General features: G+C 39.3%; 30 protein-coding genes and 1 other RNA gene. 8 read left to right on the top strand and 23 right to left on the bottom strand.

All coding sequences use genetic code 11. The features are described 5' to 3' along the window. From RU93_RS06515 to RU93_RS06495, 7 genes are read right to left on the bottom strand one after another with little or no spacing between them, the layout of a single operon-like run. Positions 1–387: a YopX family protein gene (locus tag RU93_RS06515; protein ID WP_071874804.1), complete on the bottom strand. Its 387-nt coding sequence runs from the start codon at positions 385–387 to the stop codon at positions 1–3. A 14-nt stretch (positions 388–401) separates the two neighbouring features. Continuing rightward, complete coding sequence (locus RU93_RS11965; RefSeq protein ID WP_143139421.1) at positions 402–575, bottom strand: HypC/HybG/HupF family hydrogenase formation chaperone; 174 nt, start codon at positions 573–575, stop codon at positions 402–404. Positions 576–579: 4 nt separating this feature from the next. Next, positions 580–744 (bottom strand): hypothetical protein, encoded by a 165-nt coding sequence (locus RU93_RS12075; RefSeq protein WP_169818096.1) that lies wholly within the window; start codon positions 742–744, stop codon positions 580–582. Between the two features lie 3 nt (positions 745–747). Further along, positions 748–981 (bottom strand): hypothetical protein, encoded by a 234-nt coding sequence (locus RU93_RS06510; RefSeq protein ID WP_071874803.1) that lies wholly within the window; start codon positions 979–981, stop codon positions 748–750. A gap of 10 nt (positions 982–991) precedes the next feature. Beyond that, positions 992–1,183, bottom strand: coding sequence for a hypothetical protein (locus RU93_RS06505; RefSeq protein WP_084131245.1), 192 nt, complete (start codon positions 1,181–1,183; stop codon positions 992–994). Positions 1,184–1,185: 2 nt separating this feature from the next. After that, complete coding sequence (locus tag RU93_RS06500; RefSeq protein ID WP_071874801.1) at positions 1,186–1,434, bottom strand: hypothetical protein; 249 nt, start codon at positions 1,432–1,434, stop codon at positions 1,186–1,188. Between the two features lie 11 nt (positions 1,435–1,445). After that, positions 1,446–1,649, bottom strand: a complete 204-nt coding sequence (locus RU93_RS06495; RefSeq protein WP_071874800.1) for a hypothetical protein — start codon at positions 1,647–1,649, stop codon at positions 1,446–1,448. Positions 1,650–1,942: 293 nt separating this feature from the next. Between RU93_RS06495 and RU93_RS06490 the strand changes: the two genes are divergently transcribed. From RU93_RS06490 to RU93_RS06475, 4 genes are all read left to right on the top strand, one after another. Beyond that, a complete protein-coding gene (locus RU93_RS06490; protein ID WP_071874799.1) occupies positions 1,943–2,263 on the top strand; it encodes a helix-turn-helix domain-containing protein in 321 nt (106 codons plus the stop codon). A gap of 11 nt (positions 2,264–2,274) precedes the next feature. Next, a complete protein-coding gene (locus RU93_RS06485) occupies positions 2,275–2,622 on the top strand; it encodes an ImmA/IrrE family metallo-endopeptidase (RefSeq protein ID WP_071874798.1) in 348 nt (115 codons plus the stop codon). 92 nt (positions 2,623–2,714) lie between these two features. Further along, complete coding sequence (locus RU93_RS06480) at positions 2,715–3,356, top strand: YajG family lipoprotein (RefSeq protein ID WP_071874797.1); 642 nt, start codon at positions 2,715–2,717, stop codon at positions 3,354–3,356. A 106-nt stretch (positions 3,357–3,462) separates the two neighbouring features. Then, positions 3,463–4,608: a tyrosine-type recombinase/integrase gene (locus tag RU93_RS06475; RefSeq protein WP_071874796.1), complete on the top strand. Its 1,146-nt coding sequence runs from the start codon at positions 3,463–3,465 to the stop codon at positions 4,606–4,608. 106 nt (positions 4,609–4,714) lie between these two features. Here RU93_RS06475 and ffs read toward each other — a convergent pair. The 5 genes from ffs to lysA all read right to left on the bottom strand — a co-directional run bounded on the left by ffs (position 4,715) and on the right by lysA (position 7,974). Further along, an RNA gene (gene ffs / locus RU93_RS06470) (signal recognition particle sRNA small type) lies at positions 4,715–4,799 on the bottom strand. Positions 4,800–4,839: 40 nt separating this feature from the next. Beyond that, positions 4,840–5,364 (bottom strand): tRNA adenosine(34) deaminase TadA, encoded by a 525-nt coding sequence (gene tadA / locus RU93_RS06465; protein WP_071874795.1) that lies wholly within the window; start codon positions 5,362–5,364, stop codon positions 4,840–4,842. Positions 5,365–5,436: 72 nt separating this feature from the next. Then, positions 5,437–5,772, bottom strand: coding sequence for a hypothetical protein (locus tag RU93_RS06460; RefSeq protein WP_071874794.1), 336 nt, complete (start codon positions 5,770–5,772; stop codon positions 5,437–5,439). 105 nt (positions 5,773–5,877) lie between these two features. Next, positions 5,878–6,588 (bottom strand): zinc metallopeptidase, encoded by a 711-nt coding sequence (locus RU93_RS06455; protein WP_071874851.1) that lies wholly within the window; start codon positions 6,586–6,588, stop codon positions 5,878–5,880. 87 nt (positions 6,589–6,675) lie between these two features. Further along, the gene (gene lysA, locus RU93_RS06450) at positions 6,676–7,974 is read right to left on the bottom strand and encodes a diaminopimelate decarboxylase (RefSeq protein WP_071874793.1); all 1,299 of its coding nucleotides are present in this window, start codon (positions 7,972–7,974) and stop codon (positions 6,676–6,678) included. Positions 7,975–8,221: 247 nt separating this feature from the next. Between lysA and dapA the strand changes: the two genes are divergently transcribed. Both dapA and dapB read left to right on the top strand, forming a co-directional pair. Beyond that, on the top strand, positions 8,222–9,103 hold the full coding sequence (gene dapA, locus RU93_RS06445) for a 4-hydroxy-tetrahydrodipicolinate synthase (protein WP_071874792.1): 882 nt from the start codon (positions 8,222–8,224) through the stop codon (positions 9,101–9,103). An 11-nt stretch (positions 9,104–9,114) separates the two neighbouring features. Beyond that, complete coding sequence (gene dapB, locus RU93_RS06440; RefSeq protein ID WP_071874791.1) at positions 9,115–9,879, top strand: 4-hydroxy-tetrahydrodipicolinate reductase; 765 nt, start codon at positions 9,115–9,117, stop codon at positions 9,877–9,879. A 110-nt stretch (positions 9,880–9,989) separates the two neighbouring features. On the opposite strand, the gene RU93_RS06435 is transcribed toward dapB, so the two are convergent. Next, entirely contained in the window at positions 9,990–11,009 is a 1,020-nt protein-coding gene (locus RU93_RS06435) for a Gfo/Idh/MocA family protein (RefSeq protein ID WP_071874790.1), read from the bottom strand. Between the two features lie 295 nt (positions 11,010–11,304). Here RU93_RS06435 and RU93_RS06430 point away from each other — a divergent pair, with 295 nt between their 5' ends. Further along, on the top strand, positions 11,305–11,883 hold the full coding sequence (locus tag RU93_RS06430; RefSeq protein ID WP_071874789.1) for a hypothetical protein: 579 nt from the start codon (positions 11,305–11,307) through the stop codon (positions 11,881–11,883). A gap of 48 nt (positions 11,884–11,931) precedes the next feature. Here RU93_RS06430 and RU93_RS06425 read toward each other — a convergent pair whose 3' ends face one another. The 4 genes from RU93_RS06425 to RU93_RS06410 form a co-directional block, all read right to left on the bottom strand. Further along, complete coding sequence (locus tag RU93_RS06425) at positions 11,932–13,002, bottom strand: S66 family peptidase (protein ID WP_071874788.1); 1,071 nt, start codon at positions 13,000–13,002, stop codon at positions 11,932–11,934. A 123-nt stretch (positions 13,003–13,125) separates the two neighbouring features. After that, a complete protein-coding gene (locus tag RU93_RS06420) occupies positions 13,126–14,910 on the bottom strand; it encodes an L-fucose isomerase (RefSeq protein ID WP_071874787.1) in 1,785 nt (594 codons plus the stop codon). A gap of 14 nt (positions 14,911–14,924) precedes the next feature. Further along, a complete protein-coding gene (locus RU93_RS06415; protein ID WP_071874786.1) occupies positions 14,925–16,388 on the bottom strand; it encodes a rhamnulokinase in 1,464 nt (487 codons plus the stop codon). Positions 16,389–16,411: 23 nt separating this feature from the next. Continuing rightward, on the bottom strand, positions 16,412–17,098 hold the full coding sequence (locus RU93_RS06410) for a class II aldolase/adducin family protein (RefSeq protein ID WP_071874785.1): 687 nt from the start codon (positions 17,096–17,098) through the stop codon (positions 16,412–16,414). 171 nt (positions 17,099–17,269) lie between these two features. Between RU93_RS06410 and RU93_RS06405 the strand changes: the two genes are divergently transcribed. Continuing rightward, on the top strand, positions 17,270–18,031 hold the full coding sequence (locus RU93_RS06405) for a DeoR/GlpR family DNA-binding transcription regulator (RefSeq protein ID WP_084131239.1): 762 nt from the start codon (positions 17,270–17,272) through the stop codon (positions 18,029–18,031). Positions 18,032–18,078: 47 nt separating this feature from the next. On the opposite strand, the gene RU93_RS06400 is transcribed toward RU93_RS06405, so the two are convergent. The 6 genes from RU93_RS06400 to RU93_RS06375 all read right to left on the bottom strand — a co-directional run bounded on the left by RU93_RS06400 (position 18,079) and on the right by RU93_RS06375 (position 24,940). Continuing rightward, on the bottom strand, positions 18,079–18,804 hold the full coding sequence (locus tag RU93_RS06400) for a GntR family transcriptional regulator, LSA1692 subfamily (RefSeq protein ID WP_071874783.1): 726 nt from the start codon (positions 18,802–18,804) through the stop codon (positions 18,079–18,081). A 75-nt stretch (positions 18,805–18,879) separates the two neighbouring features. Then, complete coding sequence (locus tag RU93_RS06395) at positions 18,880–19,737, bottom strand: ROK family protein (RefSeq protein ID WP_071874782.1); 858 nt, start codon at positions 19,735–19,737, stop codon at positions 18,880–18,882. Positions 19,738–19,749: 12 nt separating this feature from the next. Continuing rightward, entirely contained in the window at positions 19,750–21,744 is a 1,995-nt protein-coding gene (locus tag RU93_RS06390; protein WP_071874781.1) for an alpha-amylase family protein, read from the bottom strand. A 34-nt stretch (positions 21,745–21,778) separates the two neighbouring features. Further along, a complete protein-coding gene (locus RU93_RS06385; RefSeq protein ID WP_071874780.1) occupies positions 21,779–22,735 on the bottom strand; it encodes a glycosylasparaginase in 957 nt (318 codons plus the stop codon). A gap of 25 nt (positions 22,736–22,760) precedes the next feature. Then, on the bottom strand, positions 22,761–24,062 hold the full coding sequence (locus RU93_RS06380; RefSeq protein ID WP_071874779.1) for a Sapep family Mn(2+)-dependent dipeptidase: 1,302 nt from the start codon (positions 24,060–24,062) through the stop codon (positions 22,761–22,763). A gap of 23 nt (positions 24,063–24,085) precedes the next feature. After that, on the bottom strand, positions 24,086–24,940 hold the full coding sequence (locus RU93_RS06375) for a YitT family protein (protein ID WP_071874778.1): 855 nt from the start codon (positions 24,938–24,940) through the stop codon (positions 24,086–24,088). Positions 24,941–24,966: the final 26 nt, after the last annotated feature.

Genomic DNA, 24,966 nt, shown 5'->3' with positions numbered 1-24,966 from the left:
TCAGTCTTTTTTTGATTCTAATAGTTCTGGGTTTTCGTAGATATTTCCGACAATTTCAACTGTTGTTTCTCCACAAGGGTTAGGACATAATCCCCACATTTCGCCACTTTGATAAGCTGGGTAGATAATAAATAATCCGTCAATTCTTTTTATAACTTCACCAGTTGCTTTTACGCCTTGGCTCCAAGCTTTAACTACATCTCCTTCGAAAATCTCAACGCCGTTCTTTTCTTCCAATCCAGTGAATTGCATTAATATCACTTCGTGCGGACGTCTTTCGGTGATTCCGCCGGATAAGTCAATCAATTCGTTGACCCAATCAATCACCAACACATCTCTCATTGATTCTGTTTGTATATCCCAAGCTCTGTATTTAATCTCTCTCATTTCCTCACCGCCTTTCAACGTCGTTTAATAGCCATAATTGCTTTGAGTTGAGATAAATTAGCTTTGCATCTTAAATTTCCAAATTGAACTGTCGCAAACTCGCCAGTAATTTCTATCACCTTGCCAACCGCTTGGAATAAAAACGCCTTGCTATCAATCACTCTTACTGTGTCATTTACTTTTATCATTTACTCACCCCTCAATCTTCAATTTCATAATGGTCAATCGATAAGCTTGTTTCATGCCTTCGTATTCGATTCTTTGTACTTCACCACGTTCACCATTCGGTAAGAATTCTGCCAGTTCTTCAAGGTTTTGAATGCGTTCTTCCAACCATTCGATTAAGTTCTCATTCACTTATCACCACTCCTCTTCCATGAATTTCTTAATTCGCTCATCCCGTCTTTTCTCGGCTTCCCACTCTTGTAAATAATGATAGTACCGCTGATTCTCTTCCTGCTCCTGATTATCCTCAAGCTCAAATAACCAATCGTACAGCAATATCAGAACCACAATCCCAATGGCACCACGCCAGTTAATTGTGGATAAGCCTATTAGCAAGACTAAGTACAATCCTATCGTTTTACGTTTCATACCTTCCCTCCTAACCTAATAAATCTACTTGACGAATCATCCGATTCTTATGCTGCAAATCTTGATACTCTTTTAACTCCTGGCGTAACATTTCCTTTTGTCTGTCTGATAAAATGCTATGATGAATCTCATTGTGTAACTCGCTGATTTTCGCTTTGATCAGTCCATCGATTTTGATTTCTTCCGCTATGTTGTATTTCAAGGTCATTCTCCTTTAAATTTGTTATCATGCTTCCAGATTAAAAACTGTTCGAACAAGTCAATGTCTATTAGCACTAATTTGTATGTCGGGTTTAAATAGCCTTGGGAAAAATCCGGATGACTTTTGAACTCGCTGAGTAACACACCAAACGAACGTACTTGATTCCCAGCGAAATCAAAATGTTTCATCGCGTTGTCTTTTCGCATCCACTTTTTTTCAACAGGAACTGTCTTTGCAATAGCCAGATTCATGGTTAGCCCTCCTATTCTTTCGGCGCTCTAATCCGATAATCACGAATAATTTCTAAAATCGTTTGATTAGCAGTTGGTCCGCTCCAATGACCGTCCAATATTTGTTGCATTCTCACCCGTGAAACTCCATAAGCAGTCGCTAAATCTTCCATGACAATATTATTTTCCTTCATGTACGCCTTAATGGCTGCACGTCCATTTTCTAAGTTTGACATCTGTTACATCACCTCTCTTCATAATATGTAAGTTAAAGTGATAGAATTAGCTAAAATCGTTGACTTAAATTAGCGTAAATGCTATTATCAATTCATAGATAAATAAGCCTACGAAACGCCTATAAATTGCACTGGGTCGCCAAACTTCATGCTATAAAGGTTTGTTTTTAGTTTGCTTTCGTCTATCAAATTAACTTACACTCATAGTATAATAGCGTATTTGCTATTTGTCAAACAGTATTTTAACTTTTACGCTATTTAGTTATGTGTGTGGTCAAGAAAGGTTGATAACATTGACTTTAACACAGAAAATTAAATCTTTAGCTGATGCTAAAAAGACCACTTTTGCTGAAATAGAAAGAAAAACAGGTATCTCGAACGGTCAAATTAGAAGATGGGACTCTTCGTCTCCTAAAGTAGAGAACGTTCAAAAAGTAGCAGATTATTTTAATGTTTCACTAGATTACCTGCTCGACCGTGAAGAACCTAAAGTTCAAAAAGAAACAGATTTAAGAAAAGCTCTGGAAAATGCAGTTTCGTTCGACGGTGAAGAATTAACTGAAAATGATAAGGATGCTCTTATTGCTTATATGATGGGAAGAAAAGGTAAATGAGGTGAGGTTACTTGAAAGGGCTGAAATCGAAGTTAAAAGAATTAGGAATAAAGCTAGTGGTTATGCATATGGAAAAAGAAGGCTGCTATATCTCAGAATGGAAAACTATTTTTATAAATGAAAATTTAAGTGAAAAGAAAATGAAGTTGGTGTTGCTGCATGAATTAAAGCACGTATTAGATCATGAAGACTATATTAGTCTCTATAAACTTCCTATTTTCAAAGCAAAAATGGAAAGTGAAGCGAACTTATTCATGCTTGATAATATCATCAAAGAAAATGAAGGCTTTTACAATTACAGTTATCTTATAGAAGAGTTCGGATTAGGGATGGGGCTGGAAACGCGTTTTGCTAAATAAAAAAATACCCCAAGCGGAGCGACAACTCCGTTTGAGGTTTTAATAATATATTAACAGTTAAAACTATTATATCAGAAAAGAGGTATTAAAGTATGAAGAAATTAAAAGTTTTAGGAATCGGTTTTGCTTGCGCATTGTTATTAAGCGCTTGTGACTCTAGTGACAACAATGTGACCGTATCAAGTAGCACTGCACCGGAACAATCGGAAGTAGTTGAAAGCACCGTTGCGGAACCAAAAGAAGAAAAGGAAAAAACATCAGAAGTTGGGAAACGCTCAAATCCTGTCAAATTAGGCGAAACGGCTACCTTTGACACGACTTACTACAACAATGATGGTGATCCATTAGATGCCAATTTATCTATCACGCTATCAAATGTAATCCGTGGACAAGAAGCACTTGATTATTTAATGGCGGCTAATGAATTTAATGCTGCACCACCAGAAGGCCAAGAATGGGTTATTGTGGACGTTGCTTTAGTTGTCAACAAAGGAGATGCGGACGTCCCTTATTACGAAATGGGAATATTTACACCTATCTCATCAAGTGGTGAAGAAGTTTCCCAAGCTGAATACCCAAGTTTTGCTAACGGTGAAGCTTTTGGTAACGTTGATTTATATGAAGGTGCTAACACTACCGGTAAATTCGGTTTCTTGACGAAAATCGATGACGAAACAATCCTTGAATATACTGGTGCCGACTTTAACACTTCTGTCTTTTTCTCCCTAAAATAAAACAAAAAACAACACGCTCTCCCCTCGAAAAAGAAAGCGTGTCGGACTAAACAAGCATAGCCTTATTTAGCTATGCCTATTATACCAATTAATAGGAGGGTTTACCATGTGGATAGAAAAAAGAGGTAAGAATTTTGTGTTTAGGGAACATTACCACGACCCTTATACTGACGAAAGAAAAACAACCAGCATCACACTAACGAGCCAATCAAACCAAGCGAAGAAACAGGCTCAAAAAGAATTAAACGAAAAAATCGAACGAATACTAAGCACTAAAAAGATGTCGGATCATACGCTAGGTGAATTAATTGACGAATGGTGGACGATGCATGAAAAGACCGTCAGAAACAACACGAAACGAAACTATTCAAACGTCATAAAATATATGCAAAGAAGCGATAATATCAATCTTAATTCTAAAATTAGTAAAACGGACCCTCAATTTTTTCAGCGTTATCTTAATAGCTTGCAATTTTCGTATAGTCAAAATCAAAAATATAAATCAGTGTTAAAAATGGCGTTTGATTATGCTGTTAGCATGGGTTATTTAGCTGATAACCCTTTGGTTAAGACAAAGATACCAAAGCCACCCGTAACGCTTGAGACGTACGCCAGAATCGAGGAAAGCTACTTAGAGAAGGAAGAAGTTGACCGATTGCTTAAATGCTACTACAGCGCTCACCAATCAGTGCGAATGGGCTATCTGATTGAATTTATGTACTTAACTGGATTAAGAGTTGGAGAAGCAATTAGTTTGAAGGTACATGATTACCAAAAACACTCCGCACAACTAAATATCCATGGAACGTTAGATTACTCCGCTGGATATAAAAACGCTGAAAAAGAAATGACAAAAACAAACGCCTCGTTTCGAGAAATTGGATTGTCAAAACGCGCTATGTTTATTTTGGATCAGGTGATTGTCGAAAACGAATTGAAATTCGATGACTACTCACAAGACAGTTATATTTTTGTAGGAAAAACGGGTTTACCTATTCAAGTTAATACCGTTAACAACTCACTTGCTTACAATAACGAGAAATTAGGCAAACAAAGGATAAACAAGCGTTTAACGTCTCACATATTCCGCCACAGCCACATTTCACTACTAGCTGAACTAAATGTACCTATCAAAGCTATCATGCAACGTGTGGGCCATGCGGACGAAAAAACGACACTCCAAATTTACACGCACGTGACGGAAGGTCAAAAGACAGATGTCATAGAAAAATTAAATAACCTCGGAATGTGATTTCCCAGGTTTGATTTGAGTTATAAAAATGTAGTATTTCCCCACTTTTGCCCCACTAGACTGTTATTTGAGTTATGAAAACTCTGTAACTACTAGTGTTATAGTGTTTTATTCAGACACATGAGAACCGCTGTTTAGTGCTGCTTCCTTCCAGATCTGACACGCTTCACAACGTCCCCATTGTCCTAGCCTTTCGGCAAAACTTAGTATACCTCATTTTCAGATTGAGTGCTAGTCTTTTTTGTTATTTTCTTTTCTTTTTGCTTTTTCTTCTTTTTTTCGTTGGCGTAATTCACGGAAAAAAGTCGTAAGCAATTGCCCGCATTCTTCTTGTAAGATGCGAGATTCAAGATAACACCAATGATTAAACCGTTGGTCCTCAAGCAGATTCATCAAACTGCCTGCAGCTCCTGCTTTTGGATCATAGGCGCCAAAATAAACTTCTTCAATTCGCGAAAGTAAAATCGCGCCACTACACATCGGACAAGGTTCCAAAGTCACAAATAGCTGCGCCTCTTCCAAACGAAAATTATTGACTTGCCTACACGCTTCTTGAATCGCCATCATTTCGGCATGCGTCGTCGCATCTTGGGTCGTTTCACGTAAATTATAACCACGACCAATGATTTTTTTATTCCAAACAACCACCGCACCAATGGGGACTTCATCAAGTGCCTGTGCTTTTTTGGCTTCTTCTATCGCTGCTCGCATAAAGGTTTCTTTTTCTTCGTTTGTTAACGTACTTTTCTTTTCCACTTTTCCACCTCAAAAAAATTCATAAAAAAATAAGGCGAGAGTATCTCGACTCTGCACCTTATTTTACACGATTTAAAAGATTGATGTCACAATATCCGTTAATTTTTCTTTCGCTTGAACGGTATTTTCTTTGACATTCTCACCATAATGCGTCACACGATCATAACTTTTGCCGATTTTCTCGCCTGTTTTGATCAGGTTTGAAATATCGTCATCGTCAAGATGATCTACGAGATCAAGTAATTTTTCATTGCCTTTAAGTTTTACTTTCACAAAATTTTTAACTTTACGGCGATTGGATAACTGAAGAACTTTTTTAACGACCTGATCAGTCACAATCACAGTTGTCGCAATTCCCGCAATGGCAGCAACACTTAAACCTACTGTAACTTTTGTTGATGTTTTCATTTAAAAATCAGCTCCTTTAATTAATCTACTACTATGATAACATGATTATCTCAATAAGAATACCGATACACTCCCACGTTCTTTTCCTGCAGATTAAATCATTTTTTACTGACGGCGATTATTGTTTCCAAATAATATAACTAAGCGTAAAAGTTGTAACAATGTCGCAATTGCTGCAGCAACATAAGTGAGTGCCGCTGCGAACAAGACCCGTCTAGCCATTGGAACTTCTTCTTTTGTTAACAGACCACCCTCACTCAAAATAGTGAGTGCTCTTCTTGAAGCATTAAATTCAACCGGCAACGTGACTAATTGGAAAACAAAAGCCATTGAAAATGCCAATAACCCTAAATTAATAATCATACTGCCACTATCCCCGCTAATTAACAATCCAATTAAAATTAACGGCATCGCTAAACTAGAACCGATATTTGCTACCGGCACAATCGCAGCACGCAATTTTAACGGGCTATAACCAACAGCATCTTGAACGGCATGGCCACACTCATGGGCAGCGACACCAATCGCTGCTACGGAAGTCGATTGAGCAGTTGATTGGGATAAACTCAATATTTTCGTGCGAGAGTTGTAATTATCCGTCAAATTTCCGGAAATCCCTTGCACCCCGACATCATGAATGCCTTGTTTTTCTAAAATAAATTGTGCGGCTCGCGTACCCGTCACTTGATTTTTACTCAGTATCTTATCATATTTGTTAAAGGTACTTTTGACATAAGCTGATGCCGCCATCGAAATAACCATTCCGATAATGACTAAAATAAACGTTGAATCAAAAAATAATCCATAACCGTACATCATATTGGCGATTCCTCCTCCTAATTTCTATTTCTATTATACCTTCATTATATGACAAAAGAATGAAGTTTGAAATAATAAAGTCGTTTAGTGCAAATGATTCGGAAGCACTTCATTTTGTAACAATTGTTGATAAGATTGACGTTTGACAATCACGTCTGCTTGACCGTCTTTCACCAAGACAACAGCCGGTATCAAGAGCTTATTATAGTTACTCGCCATCGCATATCCGTAAGCCCCGGTTGAAAAAGTCGCAAATAGATCATCGGTTTCGACTTTTGGTAGGGCAAGATCTTTAACGAGAATATCGGTACTCTCGCAAGCTTTTCCTGCGATTGTCACGATTTCTGTGGCTTTTTCTGACGCTTTGTTCGCTAACACTCCAGTATAGTTTGCTTGATACAACCCTGGACGAATATTATCGGTCATCCCGCCATCAATCGCCACGTACTTACGAATACCAGGAACTTCCTTGATGCTTCCAATCCGGTGCAATGTGATACCCGCTTCCGCAATTAAACTACGACCTGGTTCAATCACAATCGTTGGACGACGTAACTGGTGGGTCTGACAAAATTTTTCTGTCAATGCCATTAAAGGATCTAAAAAGTAGCGATACGGTTGGCGAATATCTTCTTCCACATAGCGAACCCCAAAGCCGCCACCGTAATTGAGTTCTCGAATGTCATACGCAAATTTTTCTTTGATCGTTAAGACGAGTTTCAACGCTGTTTCGGCCGCAAGTAAATGCGTTTCATTCGTATCAAGTTGACTCCCAATATGAAAATGAAGACCATAAAAATCAATCTCAGGAGCTTCAATCGCTTGTTGAATCAGGGCAAACAAAATATGTTCTTCCAAGGGAATCCCAAATTTTGAATCTTTTTGTCCGGTCGAAATAAAATCATGGGTCGCCACTTCGACCTCGGGGGTAATGCGGAACATCACTTTAGCCACCGTTTGTTTTTGTTTACATAAAGCAATCAACCAGTGTAATTCTTGCAAGCTATCGACGATGATGCGTCCAACGCCATAGTCTAGGGCCATTTCTAATTCTTCGAGCGATTTGTTATTGCCATTAAATTCAATTTTTTCAGCCGGATAATTAGCTTGAATCGCCGTATAGAGTTCACCACCACTGACAACATCTAAACACAGTCCTTCTCGTTCAATGATTTTAATCATAGCGAGGGTATTAAACGCCTTTGAAGCATAGGCGACACGAACATTCTCATATTTTTGAATAAAATCTTGCTGTAATGCTTGGCATTCCTTTACAATTGCGGATTCTGAAACAACATACAACGGCGTTCCGTATTCTTTCGCTAATTCAACAGTATCGCAGCCATCCCAATACAGATGATTATTTTTGATTGTTTTGATCATTTTTATTTCTCCCTACTTATTATAAATTTTGATATCTCGTCTCTTTTTTCGAATAATAGGACCCTGATGATCAGATTCCCGAAAGATGTTCATGGTTTTTTCATCTTTTTATTAGAATACTCTTGAATTATTCTAATATTATCGTTATCATTTTAATAATCTATGCTATATCGCTCCATTTATCAAGTATTTTGCGATATTTTTTTGAAGAAGATACTTTTTATTTATTTGAAGGGACGTGTAAATTTTGACGATATTTAAAGGTTCTGGAGTAGCGTTAATTACTCCAATGAAAGAAGACGGTTCGGTGGATTACGAACAATTAAAAGAACTCGCTGAGTGGCATGTACAAGAAGGAAGTGACGCGATTATTGCTTGCGGAACAACTGGTGAAGCCTCAACTTTAGTGGATGAAGAACATTTAGCGGTGATTGATACCGTGGTCAAACAAGTCAACGGACGCATCCCAGTAATCGCGGGTACGGGATCAAACGACACGAAACATGGTATTTTTTTATCGGTTGAAGCTGAAAAATTAGGGGTCGACGGCTTATTAATTGTGACGCCTTATTATAATAAAGCAACGAAGAAAAGCTTAGTAGCCCACTATGAAGCGATTTGCTCGCAAGTGAACTTACCCGTTATTCTTTATTCTGTGCCATCGCGGACGGCACTCAATTTAACCGTAGAGATGGTAACCGAACTTAAAAAAATTCCCAATGTTAAAGGGATTAAAGAAGCGAGTGGCGACATCTCCCAAATTGTGGCGATGGCTCGTCTTGTAGACGAAGACTTTGCTTTGTATTCTGGAAACGACGACCAAGTCTTACCAATGCTTTCAGTAGGTGGGAGTGGTGTGATTTCGACGATCGGTAACATCGCGCCAAAACAAACTTCTCAAATGATTCATCATTATTTTGCCGGCGAGCTTGAGGCAGCCAAAGAAATTCAGTTGGCCCAAATCCCCTTAATTCAGGTGATTTTCTCCGAAGTAAATCCAGTACCAGTCAAAAAAGCAGTCGGTTTATTAAAAGGAATTGAAACAAACTACCGCTTGCCACTAGGACAACCGGAAGATGAGACCGTGGCGAATCTTCAAAAAGAAATGACCGCATACGGCTTATTATAGGAGGAAACGACATGAAAAAAGTTTTGCTGATTGGTTGTAACGGCCAAATGGGACGTGTTGTCAAAGCAGCGATCCAGCAACACCCACAATTAGAATTAGTTGCAGGAATTGACCGACACCCCGGAGAAACTACCACTTTTCCAATCTATCAAGAGCTGACTGACGTTCAAGAAAACATCGATTTAGTGATTGATTTTTCACACCATTCCATGACCAATCAAGTGGTCGATTATTGTGTATCGCAACAATTACCGGTAGTCATTGCGACAACCGGATTGTCAGTAGAAATAATTGCTAGAATCAAAGAAGCCGGGAAAGAGATTCCTATTTTCTACTCTGCCAATATGTCTTTAGGGGTAAATGCCCTGATCAAAGCGTTACAAAGTATCGCACCGATTTTAGAAGAAGACTTTCAAATCGAAATAATCGAAAAGCATCATCGCAATAAAAAAGATGCTCCAAGTGGAACGGCCTTATTATTAGCCGATTCAATCAATGACGTTTTAGCCCACGAAAAAGACTATATTCACGGTCGCACAGGCAATGAAAATGAAAATGCGATGAGTGAAATTGGGATTCACGCCGTTCGTGGCGGTTCGATCCCTGGTGAACATACGGTGATTTTCGCAGGGGAAGACGAATTGATTGAACTCAAACATACCGCATTATCGCGAACGATTTTTGCTAACGGTGCATTAAAAGCAGGTTTATTTTTAGTTGTCCAACCTGCAGGCTTTTATTCAATGAATGAGTTATTAAGCGAAACACTTGTTTGATCACAAAAGCGTCAGACTAGCGCTTCATTCGAAATAGTCATCATCCGTTCATTTGGATGATGATCAAAAAGGGTACGCGGATCAAAATCCTCGTACCCTTTTTAGTTCCTTCATTTCGCTAGGGGTGTGTTGTAACGAATCGTCTGGCCCGTTTTGGCAGAGGCGTACGCACACTCAATCAGACGGGTGACTCGTTTAGCTACCGTGAAATCGTAATCGGCGATCGTCCGTTCGAGCGAATGATCGACCAGGTCAATAAAACGTTCAATCGGATAAGGATTCTCTTCACGTACTTCTTCTAGTGGAAGCAAGCATTTTTTCTCATATCCTGTTCTTTGATTACTTTGTAAAAAGACAAATTGCTCTTCATATTCGTTACCAATGACTTGGATGATGCCTTGCGTCCCCACTAGTTCCAAATAATTGTCTAATGACGTACCGATCATTGACACGTGCATCGTTGCAATCACACCTGATTCAAATTCAATGACCGTACTCGAGTGTTCATCGATTCCACTATGATACAATTCATTCATTACACACGTTATATTTTTAGGTTCCCCAGCAAAATATGGCAACAGTGTCAAGCCATGGCACCCCAAATCAAGTGTAACGCCCCCGCCTGTTTGTTCCGTATCAAACCAATATTTTGGTAAATGCTGATGGACAACTGCTCCATGTGACCGCCGAAAATAAATCGAAGTCACATCCCCGATAACTCCTTCTTTCAAAAGGCTCCCAATGTTTTGATAAACGGGATGTGCCAACGCTTCTAGCGAAAGCACAAACTTTACACCATTTTTTTCCACCGCCTCTTGAATCTCTATACAATCAGCCGTTGTCAACGCTAGCGGTTTTTCACTAAAGATATGTTTACGGGATTGCGCGGCAAGAAGAATCAGTTCTTTGTGCATCGAGGTGGGCGCTTCAATGACCACTGCTTCGACGCAAGGATCTTGCAAAATTTTTTGGTAATCAGCTTCATAACGTCCCCCATACTGTTGGGCGAACTGTTCTCCGCGTTCTTTTTCAATATCCCAAACATACAAACATTCAGCATCTTTTGCTATAGCTTTTTGCATAAATTTATGCGTGTGAACATGCCATGCGCTAACCAAGGCGAATTTCATCTAAACTTCCTCTTTTCTACTTCATTAATACAACAGTTATGTCCTTCTGTTTTTCTTATTATATAATAAAAAAGCGACTAAGGAAACTTCACGAAAAATGACGGTAACTTCCACATCTTGTCGATTCATGAAATGATAGTTTTTACTTAAATTCTCTTAATTCATTAGACATTTTCACCTTTTGTGTGTAGAATAAATACTGTAAAGAGTGTTCAATTCTCTTTGCACGACTCATTTTAACGAATGTTTGTGAATGAGTGAGGTAAAAAAACAAAAGAACTGTGGGGGATTTATTATGAAATCATTGAAATTTGCAACACTTGCAACAACTGTATTATTAAGTGGTGGACTATTAGCAGCATGTAGTTCAGATAACGCTACTGAATCAAGCACTTCAACACCTGAGTCATCTGTTGCAAGCACGACTGAAGATGTTGTGACTTCCGCATCAATTAGCGACAGTCCTGAAGTAATCGCGAATGCTTTATCAGCAGACGGTACTTGGATTGCGGCAGCAACTGCTGATTTAACGTTTGATCAAGATTTAGTCGTTGATGGCGAATTCCACGATAAAGATGATGCTTCAGCAGCCATTTATCGTAAATTAGCATTACACACTCAAGATGACAAATTTAACATTTTAGAAAACTTCACATTAACTGCTCCAAAAGTAATCGTAAACTCTGAAAACTTCACTGTCTTCTACGGAACAATCAAAGGCGATATCGAAGTGAACGCAAACGGTTTTTCTTTAATCGGTACAAAAGTTGATGGAAACATCACTTTCACTAAAGAAGAATACAAAGAGTCTGCTGATTTAGATAAAGATGGCAAAGGTGCAACCGTAACTGGCGAAATCACTGTTGCTGAATAATCATTCCAAATAAAAAGAGATGCTAAATAGCATCTCTTTTTATTTGTTCTAAGCAAACCAATTTTCGTGAAAGACCATTCGACCATCCTCTTGAATCGTCACTTCGACGCCATAAGGCAAAATCATCCGTGGGTACGCATGACCAAAATTTAGATTGTATAAAATGGGGAACGTCGCATCGTCAATGACGTCGATTAAAATGTCTTGATACTCTGTCCAATACACTTCATTTTGCGGTTTTCCGACAATTAATCCAGCAGCTTTTTCAAAAACGTGGTGTGTTTTTAACGCGAAGAGCATCTCCTTAAATAGTGCTGGTGTGGGTCTTTCTTCTGACGTTTCTAAAAAGACGATTTTCCCAGCCCATTCATCTTTTGTTGGGAATAACTGGTAACGCTCATTGATGGTTTGTTCATCCGAATAGCGCTTCCCCGCTACTAAATCATACAGACTTTCCAAACAGCCACCAAGTAGGACTCCCGTGATGGATGGTTGGCCTTGTAACCAGATTGGTCCATTCGTTTCTTGATGAGCGATTCGTTTTTCTCCGATAGCTGCGGCTGAAAAATCGTGTCGTTCTTCATACCAAATAGAACTACCACGTGTGTCTTCGGTGGTTCCTTGGCCTAAATAACGTAAAAATTGTTCTTTCGTATACGGTAACATCTGAGGCCCGATATCAGCGAGATCGGTTAAAAACGATGGCCCGTAAAAAGTCGTCAGTCCGAGTCGATAAAACATCAAATGATTCACCGTTGTATCGGAGTAACCGGTAAAAAGTTTTGGCTGTTGTTTAACACTTAATATAAAATCCGGATCGTCTAATAAGTAAGGAATTGTTCGATACGTATCATCGCCCCCAATCGCACAAATGATGCCTTTCATTTCTGGATTAGAAAACGCCTCTTTCAAATCGGCTGCTCTTTTTTCTGGATGACTGGCTACATAGTCCATCCCTTTTAGTGCATGTGGCATAAAAATCGGAATCAGCCCCATTTCTTCTAAGCGCTTCGTCCCAATTTCGAGATTGTGTGCACAAAACGATTCGCCTAAAGTACCACTCGATAAACTCACAATTGCTACTTTATCGCCTTTTCTTAACGGCTGTGCCTTTAACATCGTATCATCCCTCCTTTTGAATATGTTATTCATTATACCGTATTTGAGGATCACTTAATGATCAAAATACAACAAAAAAGGAGTATTCGCTAGGAGTACTCCTTTTAACTTAAAATTGACTATTTATTGATAGAGCGGACCGAAATGTTCACATGCTTTAAAATCCGCACCTTCTAAATCTTTCGTCCCAAAGCCACTAAAAGCATGCGGACGGAAAATTCGTTCACGAGGCACGTTATGTAACGCCACTGGAATTCGTAACATACTTGCGAGCGTAATGAGATCATTCCCGACATGACCATGAACGGTTGCACAGTGATTGGATCCCCAAGCATTCATCACGTCATAAACCGTTTCAAAACCGGCTTCACCTAAGTTTGGTGCAAACCAAGTTGTTGGCCACGTTTTATCGGTTCTTTCATCTAAAATAGTATGCACGTCATCTTCTAGAACAACGGTATGTCCTTCCGCAATTTGTAAGGTCGGGCCGACGCCTTCTACCATATTTAAGCGAATAACCGTCACCGGCATTTCAGCGGCCGTCTTAAAGTGCGAAGAATACCCGCCACCACGGAAGTACTCGTAGTTAGCACGACACCAGTCCGTTGCTGCTAAACATGCCTCCACATCTTCATCCGTCATATTCCAAAACTCTTTCATTGTGCCATTACCATGTTCATCTTTGGCTGCGGCACTCCCATCTAAAGCGGAAGCACCTGAGTTGATCAGGTGTAAAATCCCATTTTCTGCTTTACCAGTTAATGTTTTACCCGTCACATTTTCAACCGCTTCTGGACTCCAATACGTCCGAACATCAGAGAAAATCGGTGCTTTATTGGTTACAAGGGTCCCAAATAACATGGCAACCGCATTTAGAGTATCATTTTCCGTTGCAAAAGCCGTAACGGGTCGCGGTCCATTCCAGTCAAAGGTTGAAGCCATGATTGCTTCTGTAAAATCCCCATTTGGCAACCAGTCTGTCCATTGACGTTGACCTTGGAATCCACCCGCAATGGCATGGCGTCCCCGAGCTTCTTCTTTCCAACCAATTTCAGCTAATTGTTCATTACCAAATAAAATATCACGGATAATCACTGCTTGTTTGGCGATAAAATCCCAATCTTGATCAGCTGGGACGACTTTGGATTTCGTAATCACTTCAGGGTATTCTTTGCCAACGTTAATATCAATCCCTTCTTGACATTTTTCTTGAATCCACGTATAAGCTTTCTTGTACTCAGCTTCATCATAAATTCCTAACGTCATCCGACGCAAGATTTCTGTCATGTCAACATATTCCACGGGCATCCCTAAATACTTACCAAAGAAAGAATCGTCGACTTGTGATCCTGCAATCCCCATACAAGAAGAACCAATATTTACATACGATTTTCCTTTCATTTGTCCGACTGCAAATGCCCCACGTGCAAATGATAAAATCTTTTCCGCCACATCTGTTGGAATGGAGTGATCCTCTAAATCCTGTACATCGTGTGCATAGATTTTAAAAGCTGGAAGTCCTTTTTGTGCATAACCGGCCATCGCTGCTGCTAAATAAACAGCACCTGGACGCTGCGTGCCATTAAATCCCCATATCGCTTTAATGGTATCTGAGGCTAAATCCATTGTTTCGGTTCCATAACACCAACTTGGCGTCACCGATAACGTTGCGACAATATTTTCACGACTAAATTGTTCCGCCACGATTCCGGCATCTCCCCGGCCACCAATCGTTCGCTCGGCAACCACACATTGCACAGGTGTGCCATCAGCATAACGCAAGGAACGTTCAATCAGTTCTTTGGCCGCGTGCGCCATCGCCATTGTTTTTTCTTCTAAAGACTCACGGACGCCACCTTGACGGCCATCGATCGTTGGTCGAATCCCAATTTTTGGATAATTTTTCATTCGTCATTACTCCTTTATTTTTTCATATTCATTATTTTTTGATAACGCGAAAACTGACGATCCCACTCGCGATTATTTAGCGTAGGATAGTAGTATTTGACTTCAGCAACCTCTTTGACCCATTCACGTACAGCAGTCAAATCCTCAAAGACACCTTGTGCCATTAATTGAACGGCGACGTTGCCAATTGCTGTCGCTTCAACTGGTCCTGCGCAAACACGCATGTTGGAGGCATCTGCTACCATTTGGCAAAGGATTGCCGCTTGCGAACCGCCACCGACAATATTTACGGTGTCAAACTCGGCACCAACAGCATCGGTAATTTCTAAGAAAGTATATTTATATTTCATGGCGAGACTTTCATACACACAACGAGCAATCTCCCCGTCTGTTTCAGGAATTGATTGTTGTGTTTCTTTTGCATACTCTTGAATGCGACGAATCATATTCCCAGGTGCTACAAAAATCGCATCATCCGTGTCAATCAGACATTGGAACGGCTTTGCTTTATTGGCCTGATCCGTCATTTCTGCAAAAGAATACGTTCGTCCTAATGCTTCAAAATTCCGTTTCACTTCTTGAATAATCCAAAGACCCGTACAATTTTTCAGAAAACGAGTCGATCCGTTGATTCCGCTTTCATTCGTCAAATTGTAATGAAACGCTTTGTTGTTGATAATCGGCGCTGGCAATTCTGTTCCGACTAATGACCAAGTCCCACAAGAAACAAACAAAAATCGTTGATTACTTGGCACACTAACGACGGCACTGGCTGTATCATGTTCACAGATATTGAAGACTTTGATTTTAGGTAACCCAAGTGCTGGTTTGATATATCCTAAAGAATTTCCTGCTTCAACGAGTGTTGGGAAGAGTTTCTTTGGCAAATCAAACGTGTGTAATAACGTTTCATCCCACTCCTTTGAATGAGGATTAACTAACTGAGCCGTTGAAGCAATACTTCTTTCTGCTACTTTTTTACCGGTTAATAAATAATTTAATAAATCGGGCATCATTAATAACTGATCTGCTTTTTTGAAAAGTTCCGGATCTTGCCATTTTATCGCTAAGAGTTGAAATAAGGTATTGATCTCCATCAATTGATTTCCTGTTTGTTGATAAATTTCTTCTAAAGGCAAGATTGGATTCACCTTGGCCAAAATGTCTTTTGTTCGTGGATCGCGATAGTTCCTTGGTTTTTTTAGCAATTGACCCTCTTTATCTAATAAACCAAAGTCAACACCCCAAGTATCGATGCCTAGACTGTCGATTGGATAGTTATTTGTTGCGACTTCAATGCCTTTGATGACTTGTTGGAACAAATAATCAATGTCCCAATACAAGCCTCCCTCTTCTTCCACAGGATAGTTAGGGAAACGATGAACTTCTTCTAGTTCAAGTTTCCCGTGGTAATATTTCCCAACAATCACTCGACCAGAAGAAGCGCCAAAATCAAAGGCTAATACATTTTTTTGCATCACTTTTCCCGTCCTTTGTTTGCTTAGCTATATTTTTTGTACCCTGGATGTTTGCCGGTAACCCCATAATTTTTACGCATTTCAAATAACGTTTCTAATTTTTCACGCGGAATTTCTTCTTCTTGTTTTCCACCTAGTAACATGCGAGCATAGAAAGTCGTTTTAGCGACGAGCTCCAATGATTCCATCCGATAAAAAGCCGTAATAATATCTGAACCAACCGCGAGAGCACCATGATATTCTAATAATAACACGTCATGTTCTGCTAGATAAGGCGCAATTGCTTCTGGTACTTCATTCGTTGAGGGAACGCCAAAGGGAGTAATCGGGACGGAACCAATCACAATGGCATTTTCAATTAGTGAATAGCTATCAAGCGGCACATGCGCTAACGCAAAACCAGTTGCTACCGGTGGGTGTGCATGAACGACAGCCCCAACATCAGGTCTTTCTTGATAGACCCGTAGATGCATTTTAATTTCACTTGACGGACGGTAATCCCCTTGGGCCTCAATAATATTGGCGTTTTGATCAATTTTAATTAACTTATCAGGAGTAATAAAACTTTTACTAACTCCTGTTGGTGTACATAAGAATGTATTTTTATCTAATTTTACTGAAACATTCCCATCATTCGCGGCTACCCATCCTAATTGCCACATTTTATTACAAACATCGCAGATTTTTTCTCTAATTAACTGTTCATTCATTGATTGATTCCTCCAGTATTCTGATTCTATCTGTGTTTATTATACTTATTTTCTAGCGTAAAAGACTGCTTGAACAAAAGAATAGAAAACGCTCTCTTTTTAGCTTCTTTTTCGTTCATAATTGTTCATTTCCGTTCAGTTTGTGCTACAATTATCACTGGAGGGATGCTCATGGATATTCGCGAAAAAGAGATTTTAGAAATTTTAGCTAATAAAAAAATGGTTCGTAGCGCTGAATTATGTGAGCTGCTGCATTGCAGTACTTCTTCGATTCGACGCGCCTTAATTTCATTAGAAAATCAAAAAGTCGTGACGCGCGTTCGCGGCGGTGTGATGCTTACGCAAGCATCAAATATTGAGTTTTCTCATACCTATCGTGAGAATAAAAACCTCTCAAAGAAAAAAATCATCATTGATTTAGCCAAAGATTTTATTGGACCCGGGATGTGTCTATTTCTTGATTCTAGCAGTACTGTCCAACAAATCATTGATGCCATTATGACCATTCCGAATTTAGTCGTCATCACGAATAGTCTTAAGACTGCGACTATCCTTAGTGAATCGAATAATGAATCGTTAAAAATCTTTATTACCGGTGGCGAAATTAAAATGAATTCAAATGCGATTTTCCCTTCTGGTCAAGATCCCGTCTTTGAATCTTTTCGCTTTGATTTAGCTTTTTTCTCTTGTCGTGGCATTGATCAAGATGGCATTTATGAAACAAGTTTTAGCCAAGCGAATCTCAAAAAAGAAATGATGCAACGCGCCAAACAAAAAATTTTACTCGTCGATGATTCAAAATTTGATTCTACTCATTTCTTTAAAATTGGCAACTTTGAGGACTACGATGCCGTTGTAACCAATCAAATGCCTCATTCAAATTACTTGAACTTATTCGAAACAAAAGATGTCGAACTGTTATACCCTGAATAACTAAAAAAGTCTGAACACTCCCTAGTCGGAGTTTGTTCAGACTTTTATTAATTACGGATCAAAGTATTTTTAAACGTATATTTATCTGCTCGATAATAAGAACGGTCATAAAGAATCGGTGCGGCATCCTTCGTATAGGTCAATGAATCCACTTGTAATAAAGGACTTCCTAAAGGAACGGCTAACCATTTTTCTAACTCTTTTGTCACCAATATCGCTTCAATTTCTTGATGCGAATAGGCAATTTCAATTTTTTCTTCGAGTAATTGAAACAAAGAACCTTCAAAATCTTTCGCAGTCAACCCTTCGACAGTCAGTTCTGGTAAATACAGTTTTTCGACCGTCATTGGCTCCTCATCATACATCCGACGACGAATCAACTCTTTGACGGGCTGTCCTTTCGTTAATTTTAAGGCTTCTAAAATAGTTTCAGGGACCGTTTTTAATGTCTTAAACGAAATCACTTCTGTCCGACTCGTTTTCCCATATTCCTTGGCGGCTTCCGTAAATCCTTGGAGACCTGATCGGCCACTTTGAATTTTTTGCGGCGACATCACATAACTGCCTTTGCCTTTTAGTTTAAATAAAATATTTTTTTGAACGAGTTCATCGATGGCTTTACGGATTGTCAAGCGACTCACTTCAAACTCTTTGGCTAAATCATATTCCGAAGGTAATTTTTGCGAACTCACATAAATCCCTTCGTTAATCCGTTCTTGAATGTTTTGGGCCACAGCCTCAAATTTTACTTTTGTGGAATGTCTTTCACTCATACCTTCACCTCACTTGTTAGTATAGCATGGAAAAAACAGACTGGAACCATTATTTTGATCCAGTCTGTTTTTTCATTATTTTCCTTCAGCCGTTAATGCCGCGCCAATTAAATTGGCATCATTTCCAAATTTTGCGATACGAATCTTTGGCATAATGGGACAGCGTTGTCCGTAATTCATGATTTCTGCTAGTTTCCGATAAAGATGATCGAGTAAATCAGCTTTTTTGGTAATACCGCCACCTAAAACAATGTATTCTGGATCAATCGTATACTGCATATTGTAAATGCCTAAAGCTAAGTAGTGATACAGTTCCTCTGTTGCCGTCACCGCATCGACTTCGCCTGCTTCTGCTAAAGCAAAGACCTCTTCGCCTGTATACTCTTTCCCTTTTAACTTTGAATACTTGCGCGCCATGTGCACAGCAGAACCAAGTTCACTTAACTCTCGGCGGCCATCGACTAACATCATACCAAACTCCCCACCATAAGCATGCTCTCCTGGTTGGATTTGACCATTTGAGATAATCGTTCCCCCAACACCAGTACCAATCACCATAAAGAGGGCATTCTTAATATCCCCAGCAATACCTAAATGGACTTCCGCCTTACAAGCACTGTTGGCATCATTTTCAAAATAAATGGGTCGTTGATACGTTTCTTTAAAATACGCAATAAAATCAAAATCATGAATATAACGTAAGGAGCTGACGCCATCCACTCGGCCTGTTTCCTGATTGGCAATCCCTGGCACACTAAAGGCAATCGCGGTAATGTCATACTTTTTTAAGTAATACATAATCATTTCATCAAGATTTTCTTGCATCTTCACTAAATTTTCTGGTGAATAAAACTGTTTATGATCGGCTAATTCTCCGGTATAAATCGCACTTTTCACACTTGAACCACCAATATCAATCGTTAATATGGCCATCTATTTCCCACCTTAAAAGACAATTTTATAAACTACATGAGGGACTAATACCTCTTGATGAATCGTAACATACCCTTCACTCACTTCAAATACTAATTCTTTTTGATTCAAGACATCCACCACTTTTGTTACTTTTTTATTTCCTACAAAACATTTCATTGAAATATCGAGTAATGGATAATGATTTTCAATGGTATAAATCTCTTCTGACTTTTTCTCTGTTAAATAATGTAATCCATGTAGCACAATCACGTCTTGGTCTTTTGATGTATTCGCTGTAATCTGTAACGAGGATGGTCCATTATGAATCAGTTGCTTGTGTGTGACACATTCTGCTAAGACATCACTGAAAATTTCTTTTATAAATTGTGGAGCATTTTTACGGTATAAGGTAAAGATTGGATGGGCAAAGTAATACACGTTCCCAAATTTCGTTAATTCTGGTGCGCCAATTTCACGTTTTGACGGCGCATGTTGATGCGAAATAAACGTTTCTCCTTCCCGGTTAAAGTAAGGTTTTATCCGATCCACCAGTTTTTCGGCGCCGTTCAGGGTAATTTCCGTCCCACGGATATACGAAACAAATTCTTCTTTAGGTAAGTCTTTTCCGTATTGCTCATCTGGTAAAATAAAGTCGCGTTCATACGTCCCTTCACCTAAATAATCAATGCCATAGAACGCTTGTTTCGTCGTTGTTGGATTAATGAGAGATTCAAAAGTGCCAATTACTTTACCGCCTTGCTTTGTAAAGGTCGTTAATTTGTCTGCGATTGTTTCGCTAAACGGAATCACATCAGGTAAAATAATCGCTTGATATTTTTCAAAATTCATCGCAGAATCAATAATGTCAAATTGATAATTCAGTTCTTGGAGCATTCTTGTTATCCCAATAATTGCTGGACTTGTTCTTGGAGCATCTGAACCTGGAATCCAAAATTCTTCAGGTGTTAAAACAGCAATTTCAGTCATTGGAATCGAGGCATATTGACAATCTTCTTCCATCTTCTCTACCGTTTCAAAAACGTGTCCAATTATATTATAAGCAGCTTTTGATAATGCCCCATCAGGATGTAATTGATCCCCAATTGAACAACCTTGTGCCCCTTGAGCAAACATATTAAAGACTTCAAACTCCATCGCTGCTTTATTTTTTAATGAATGGAAATCCCCCCAATACGTATGGAATTTTCCCGTCATCCCGAGAAATTCTTTCCCTAAGTTACGGGCATAGCGGGCCGTAATTGGGAAATGATCATAGCCCCAACCACCACTTGGTAAACTTTCTAGCTCTAAGTGCGAATAAAATGGCAAACTATTTTTATCATTTGGACCAATATGCGACCCATTATAAAAAACGTTCATTTCGGATGAAATCGACCAAATCATTTCAGAAATCTCTTCTTTAAAATCATGGAGCATGATTTTTGAATACTTCAAACGTTCATTTTTAATCGTATGATCAATCGCTAATTTTTCCATCTCAATTTGACAATATTGACAGTCACAATCAACAGCAAATAATATATCCATAAAAATACCATCGACTTTTTCTTTGCCAACGACCTCAATGATATCCAGTAGATGTTCTTTGAAAAACGCACGGTATGGACTATTCAAGCAAATCGTGTGATAAAAATGCGGTGCCGGTACGCCTTGTGTATCGATGAATTCCCCTTGATCATCCACCGCTAACCATTCTGGATGATTCTTCATAATGTAGTGATCCCACTGAACGGTTGTATAAATTGGTACAGCAATCCCTGCTTCATGACAAGCATCAATTTGATCAATTAATAACTGGTGATTTTCGAGTCCTGGATGAATCAACTCCGGATGCGTTTTACTTGGATAATACAACATCCCATGGTGACATCGCGCAAAACAGGTAATCGAATCGACGTGAGCCGCTTTTAATGTTTCGACAAAAGCGGTTTTATTAAACTGTTCACCGATATGTGGAATGAACTCACTTGTATGGAAATCTAAATGGACTTGTCTTGAACGCATGTATTATTCTCCTCTTTTTTTACCTTTTTATTTTTTATTTAATCGGTGCCGTAATTCTTGCTTGATATGCATCTAACCATTCTTGGCTTGCGACTTCAATCTGTGGATTGCCGCCATCTTCGGCAGGATAGGCCAAGTAAATCGTGGGTGCTAATTGGTCGGTTGCCACCGCAAATGAAAATTCGACATTCGTCGCAACGCCCCACTCTCCTTGATTGTTCATTGCAACGAGTGAGAAGGCGCCACATTTTCCTTTACGACGTTCTAAGCGTTTCGCAAAATCCATTGTCGCTTGTTGGACCGCTGCTTGAGGATGCATCCCTGTTCCCATCAAACGCACGGTTTCATAACTTAGACAACCTTTCATCAAGTCTTCCCCTAGTCCAGTTGCTGTTGCCCCACCAATCTCACTATCGACATAAAATCCTGATCCAGACAACGGAGAATCGCCGACACGTCCTTCTTTTTTCATAAATAACCCACTACTTGAAGTGCCACAAGACATGCTTCCTGTTTGGTCTAAAGCCACCATCCCCACGGTATCATGTCCATCATACGGACTTAAATTTGAATGGCGTATCTCTTCTAGACGATTTTGCCACGTTTTTTTTGCTCGTTCCGTTAGCATATTTTGCAGCTCAAAGCCTTCTTTAATGGCATATTTAGCCACACCGTCACCAACTAAGAACGAGTTAAAACGCTCATGACTTAATTTTTCAGCTACAACAATCGGATTTTTTACACTACGGCTACCTGCAACCGCACCAATATCAAAGTTGTCACCATTCATAAAGGCCGCATCGAGTTCGACCATCCCGACTTCATTGGGTAACCCTCCATAACCAACCGATTTATAAAAGGGATAATCTTCTACCATTTTAATCGCATCCACAATCGCTTTTTGCGACGATCCACCTTCGGCTAATGCTTGCGTTGCGGCTGCGATACCATCACAAGCCATTCTCCATGTTGCAATCATTCCATAACTCATCTATTACTCCTCCTAATTGTTTGTTTTATTCGCAAAGATTTAACATGGCATGCATATAAATTTCCATATTCAGTAACAAATCACTTTCATCCATGTATTCATCGACATTATGCGCAATGCCTTTTTGACCTGGGAAAGATGGTCCAAATGCCACGGTATTCGGTAAGAAACGGGCATACGTCGCACCCGTTGTCGTAACGGGTGTACTCTCGAGACCCGTTACGTCATCATACGCTTTGGTTAATTGCGCGATTTCTGGACGGTTTTTATCGATTAATAAACTCGGTAAACTTCGGACTAATGTTACTATTGTTTGCTCATTGGCCGCTTGCTCTAAACCAGCCATCACTTGCTCTTGCGTAAAGGACACTGGGTAACGTACAGACAAACCAAGTTTAAATCCAGTCTTGGTCTTTTCTAACAAGTAAGGGGTGACATTTAAGTAGCCACTCATTTCATCTTGCCAAGCCATATTGAGACCTTGTCCTAAATGTTTTTCGTGTAGACAATCATAAAGCCACGTGAAATAATGTTTTAATTCTTCGTTTGTTGTTGTTTCTTTAATTTTTTCAGCGAGTAACGTAATCCCATTGCTCCCTAAATCCGGGGCATTCGATGGTGCTCGCTTCCCTTGAACGGCGAGCGCTTGTCCTTCAACCATACAACGTAAAACATCTGGCACAAAACTTCGACCTTGTTCCCCGTCAATTTCAGAAATCAACGCCAGGCTTTGCGCTGAAAGGGTTGTCTCAAATACCACATTCAGAATGCCTCGTTCGCCGTAAACGACGGGGTATTTACAATCTGGCGTAAAGGCAAAAACGGGTGCTTTCTCTTGATTTAAATAGCGAGGAATATCAGACGAACCACTCTCTTCATCACTCCCAAAAAGAATACGGATGGTTTTGTCGAATCGATAACCTTGATCGATCAGTAATTTTAATCCATATAAACATGAAAAAATCGGTCCTTTATTATCTAAAATACCCCGACCATAAAGCTTACCGTTGGCTTTAGTTAGTTCAAATGGCGGATATGTCCACTTGCCGCCTGCTTCGACGACGTCTAAATGACCCACAATCCCAACATACTCATCGCCCTCGCCCACTTGGATATAAGCAACCGCATCATCAACTAGATGCGCTTTAAAGCCATAAGATTCCGCAATCTCCATGATTTTCTCTAGCACTCTTTTATTTTCGATGCCATACGGCGCACCGACTTGCGCTTGTCCTTTGACGCTAGGAATCGCAATCAATTGCGCTAAATCTTGGTAAAATAATTCTTTATTAGGCTGAATTAGTTTTTTAAAATGAGCTTGTTTCATTCCGTCACTCCTTCTCTGTTCTTTTACCATTCATAAAAGTTTGTATTCGTCACAACTCCTGGCGAGATACTCATAAACGCATGCTCATCAACATTCTTCACCAGTTGATTTAAGTAATTCACTTCTTTTTGGCTCGCAACGATAAATAAAATTTTCTTTTCTTCTTTTAAGAAGCCACCTTCTACATTGTTGACAATCGTAATGCCTCGCTTTAGTAAATGTTGAAGCATCGGAATCAATTCTTCAGAGTGCTCTGTCACTAACATAATTTGCACTTTTTTTTGCTTTGTATTCACAAAATCGACGGTTTTCCCACTAATAAAAACCGCTAATGCACTATAAAAGGCATATTGCCACCCATATAAAAATCCAGCGATAAATTGAATACAACAGTTAAAAATAATAAAGATACTACCAATGGAGCGACCACTCTTTTTTCTCACCAAGATTCCGATAATATCTAAACCACCTGTTGAAAAATCACTATTTAACGTGATCCCCACAGACGCTCCATGTAAAACGCCACCGACAATCGATGCTAAAATCGGATCGGTGACAATTGTCTTCACTGGAACTATACTCATAAAAAAATAAGTGAGTAAAACGGCTAAGATCGTATACTTCGTAAACGATCGATTAATGACAAACCAAGAAATTATCAGCAAGGGAAGATTCATTAATAAAACAAGGAAAGGAATCGAAAAAGAAATTCCTAAAAAACTCTCTACTACTGACACAATGAGTTGCGAAAAACCGGTAATCCCACTTGCATAAATTCTTCCAGGCAGCCAAAAAAAGTTAAAGGCAATTGAAACTGTTAACGCATACAAACAAGCAATGATAATTTTTGAATGCTTCTTTACTTGATCTTTTAACACAACCGTAATCTCCTTCAAAAAAAGAA

Origin of the sequence: Enterococcus aquimarinus (assembly GCF_001885765.1) — a bacterium.
GTDB classification, from domain to species: Bacteria; Bacillota; Bacilli; order Lactobacillales; family Enterococcaceae; genus Enterococcus_I; species Enterococcus_I aquimarinus.
Note: the sequence above shows the minus strand (reverse complement) of the source record. Positions and strands in the feature narration are given on the sequence as shown.